General features: G+C 61.4%; 4 protein-coding genes. All 4 read left to right on the top strand.

The genetic code is table 11. The features are described 5' to 3' along the window. On the top strand, window positions 1–247 hold a 247-nt coding region (locus JOZ76_RS33505), incomplete at its 5' end, for a hypothetical protein (RefSeq protein ID WP_291705667.1). 59 nt (window positions 248–306) lie between these two features. Next, a complete protein-coding gene (locus tag JOZ76_RS33500) occupies window positions 307–1,752 on the top strand; it encodes a Wadjet anti-phage system protein JetA family protein (protein WP_291705666.1) in 1,446 nt (481 codons plus the stop codon). Next, on the top strand, window positions 1,742–2,380 hold the full coding sequence (locus JOZ76_RS33495) for a DUF4194 domain-containing protein (protein ID WP_291705665.1): 639 nt from the start codon (window positions 1,742–1,744) through the stop codon (window positions 2,378–2,380). Before JOZ76_RS33500 ends, JOZ76_RS33495 begins: the two co-directional genes overlap by 11 nt. Beyond that, window positions 2,377–4,207: ATP-binding protein (locus JOZ76_RS33490; RefSeq protein WP_291705664.1), on the top strand; the 1,831-nt coding region annotated here is incomplete at its 3' end. The genes JOZ76_RS33495 and JOZ76_RS33490, both read left to right, overlap by 4 nt.

The following is a 4,207-nucleotide window of genomic DNA, read 5'->3' as shown; positions in this document are numbered from 1 at the left end:
CTTCCAAGCTGAATACGAGGGTTCGATTCCCTTCACCCGCTCCATCGCAACGCATTTTTTGGAAGCCTTATTCCACCTCAGATTGGCCGGAATCGAAACTCGGTCGGTCGGCTCCCTGCGGCAGTGGACAACTGCGCCTTGCCATTTTACCATGAACGGAAAGGGAACGATTCCGAAAGAAAGCGGCCTGCCGGTTCCAGGCCGCGGTATCCGTTCGGAGAGCAGGCATTGCTGTTTCGATACCTGAATGACGATGCATTTCTCGCGTTTTCGCGGGACCATAAGCATCTCTACGCGGCGTGCCTGTTGGACCTGTACGACCGCTTCTTCACCGGCGCACCTGCATTCCCGACGCCGCAAGAAGTCACGCATGGCATCTACGAAGTCATGCGGTCCAATCCTACGCTTTGGAACGAGGGCGATGACTTCGGCGATCCGCTCCCGGACGTCATTTCAGCCGGTCGGCGTCGCATCAAGCGGGTGGGCGGAAGCAGGACCGAGACTGCCGACAAGGCCCTCCTGATCGCAAGGCAAATCTATGCACGGTTGATTGCGTGGGGTTGGCTCGAGGAAGAGGAGTATGGTCTGCGGGTCACGGTCGACATGTCGATGGGGCCGCTTCTGGTCATCCAGCGGCTGGCCAGCCTGAACAAGGACGTGTCGCAGCGGTTCGGCGGCTTGATCGTCACGGTGCGCCTGAATCTCGAGGCCGTCGAAAAGCTCAGTCCCGATATCCTGGATCGAAAGCAGCGGGAGGTCGCGCTCGCTCTGAGGGAGGCTCGCAACCAGGTCGATCAATTCACCAGGAGCCTGCGCGCCATCCTGTCCGATCTCAAGCGGATTCGCCGAACGGTCATGGAGTCGAAAACGGTTGGCGACCGCCTCGAGGCGTTCTTTGAAGAGTTCGTCGGGCAACTGCTGCTGAAGGATTTCGAGTCGATCCTGACCTTCAATCATCCCTATCGCTTCAGGGACGCCATCATCGATTTGGCGCGGAGGATTGTTCATACCCCGGCAACGATGCAGGTGCTGTCGGAGGAGTATGTCGCCGCGAGTATCTCGCCGTCAATTTCGGAGGCGGCGCTCGACGTCGAAGGCGACCTTCTGGCGATTGAAAGCACCTTCGGCCAGATCGGCGAGATGTTTGAGAGGATCGAGTCGTTCCGCCGCCAGTTGGAAGCCCGCGTCCGCAACACGATCAAATATGCCGAACGCGGGGCCCAGGGATTGATTGGTCGCGCGGCGGACCTCGTGCGCCGGCTCGACAGGATACACGCTAGCGGACGATTTCCGAACGCAGCCGTGGAATGGAGTCTGGAGCCGCTCCGTTCTCCGTGGTCCGAATTCCACCAAGCGCCGAGCCGCGAACCGAGAAAGCCCCTGGAGGCCCAGGCCCTGGGAGAACGACCTGCCGATCCTCTCTACGAAATCAGGAAGCAACTTCGACTGCAATATATCGCCCGGATCGCGCCGAGTCCGGCCCAGGTGCGCAGCTTCCTGGAGAAACAGGTGCCGCCGGGCGGTACGCGGGAGGCGCGTTTCGTTTCGCTGGACACCGTTGACGATTTTCTTGCGTTCGACGCGGCGCGCCGCTTCGCCTTGACGAAGGACGTTCCTGCCGAAATCGCGAGGGCGTTCGAACTCGAGGGCGCGCCGGACCTTCCGCCGCATGACAGCGAGTGGTTGAGGTGTGCCAATTTCATCATCAGGCGACAAGCGCCTACTTTAACGAGGCGGTCGCATGCTCAGTGAGTTCGAGGCCATCGAGCGAACCTACGGTGCCGAAAAGGCCGGCGACCTCCGCAAAGCCATTCATTTTCTGCTGAGGCGGCAATTCGTCTTCGCTGGCGACCCGCGGACGAGCACGGTCTACAGCGTCCTCATGGATGGCCGTTTCCGATCGATCGTCGACGGTTTCTTCGACAGTTGTGGCTACAGGGTCCATCGGGACACCGAGGCGCAGTGGGCCGGCATCACGGCCATGGGCGAGGACGTGCCGCTGCCCAAGATGAAGTTGGACGAGACCATCGTCATCCTGGTTCTGGCGGCGCATTGGCAAGACGAAGTCAACGTGGGGGCGGTCGAGGACCGCGCCATCGTCATCACCACGCTGAACACGCTGCTCGATCGGTACAAGGACATGGTGCAGGGAAGTGGATCGAGTTCGATAACCCCGTCGCGGTTCAGGGAAATCCTGAAGGAGGCGTCGCAGCGCGGTCTCGTGGACGTCGGCGATTATGATGCCGCAGCCCAGGATTTCGAGATCGCCATCCGCCCGATGATAAGGCTCATCAGCGGGGCTGATGCGCTGCAAAGGATCGAGCGTTACGTGCGGTCTCAGGAGGCCGGCCTTTCCCTGCCCGAGGGAGACGACGCATGATGGAATTGCGCCATCTCGCGATGGTGAACTGGCACCTGTTCGACGTCGAGGACATCGAGATCACCGGACATATCGGGGTTTTCGGAGAGAACCGCTCCGGAAAATCGACCATCCTGGACATGGCTCAGGTGGTCCTGACAGGCGGCAATCGTAATGTCCAGCGGCTGAACGCCGTTGCGGGCGACAAGGGAAGAAGCCGCAGCGCGTCCAAGCGTAGCGTGGTCGACTATTGCCTGGGCACCCTCGGGGAGGAGCAGCGCAAGAGAGACCAGGCACGCACCTATATTTGCCTTGGTTTCGCAGACACTGAAGGAAAGCGCGATCCGCTTTCGATCGGAATGGCCATCGAGGCGCGCCGATCGGAGAGCAACGAGACGGTGCTCGGACGGTTCGTCGTGACGGGGAAGATCCTGACCTCGGACGACTTCGTCCTGAGACGCGACGGGAAGAGATATCCGGCCGAGTGGGACGACGTCCGCAACCGCATCATTTCGGTCGTCGGGCCGAAAAACTTCGTCAATCACCGCGACAAGGCGATCGATTACGTCCGGGAATATATGCGCAAGCTGGTCCCCCACGCTTCGGTGGTCGGCGAACAGAATGCCAACTCGCTGCAGAAGGCGGTCGTCAACGCCATGACGCTCGACCACGACCAGACGGCGACCGAGTTCGTGCGCAACTACATTCTCGAAAAGAACAATATGAGGGTCGGCGAGCTGCGCGAGTCAATCCGTACCTATCGCAACATCAACGAGACCATCAGGATCATGCGCGAGAAGCTCGAGGCGCTTCTCGCGCTGCGCGCCATCATGCACGAACTGGCGGGCGCCTACGAGAAAAGGGCTTGCGAACAATGGATCGCCAAGCGGGCGGCGTGGCTCGCTGCCCGTGCGGCATACGACATCCAGGTCGTCAAGCTTGCCGACGAGGCAGCCAGACGCGACGCCGCCGAGAAAGAGATCGAATTTCTGAGCGAGGAGATCGAGGGCATAGACGCCGAGATCAGCCGGCTTGAAAGGGCGATCGGCGAGCACGACGCGAAGACGGGGCGGAATTCCCTCGTTCGGTCGCGCGACGAGGAAACGCGAAACATGCAGCGTGCCGGGACCGCGTTCGAGATCCGGCTGAGAACGGTCAAGGCGCTCGAGCCCCTTTGCGCGATGACGCAGTTCGGTTTCGACGACCTTATTCCGGCAGTGTCACAGTTGACCAAGGCCGGAAGGGACGCGGCTATCGATCGATCCACCGCCTCGCTGCTCGAGGCCGAACGAAAACTGCTGTCGATCGACCCGCGCATGCTCGAGAAGGTCGACGACGCGCGCAAGAGTCTCATACGACAGGCCGAAGACGAAAAGGCCAGGGTTCGGCAACTCCAGGATCGCCTCCGAATCGATTCCAGCGGGGGCGGGGCGGCGCATCTGGATGACGCCACCGTTCTGTTGTGTCAGAGGCTCAGACAGGCCGGCATGGTCCCGCGGGTCCTGTGTGACCTCATCGAGATTTCGGACCAGAGCTGGACGGCGGCCGCTGAAGGGCTGCTCGGACGCGACAGGGAGGCGGTCTTCGTCGATCGGTCGGATATTGCGCGCGCCACGGCGCTCTTCAAGGAAGGCCGGCGCGAATTCCGCAGGGCTTCGCTCGTCAGCCTGAACAAGCTCGATCGGCTCAAGAGCGAGCCGCAACCCGGCACGTTCCCGACCATCTTCAGGACCGACGACGGCGATGCCATTGCCTTCATCGTCAGGCGGCACGGCTCGGTCCGGCTCGCCGATACGCTCGTCCAGTTCAACGAGCCGGGCCGGGCGATCATGAAGGATGGTCTTTACG

It is taken from the genome of Bradyrhizobium sp. (assembly GCF_019244115.1).
GTDB lineage: Bacteria > Pseudomonadota > Alphaproteobacteria > Rhizobiales > Xanthobacteraceae > Bradyrhizobium.
This window is presented reverse-complemented; position numbering and strand designations above follow the sequence as displayed.

Coding starts and splice junctions, on each gene's coding strand:
- JOZ76_RS33495 (WP_291705665.1), top strand. CDS start 1,742: ATGCTCAGTGAGTTCGAGGCCATCGAGCGAACCTACGGTGCCGAAAAG.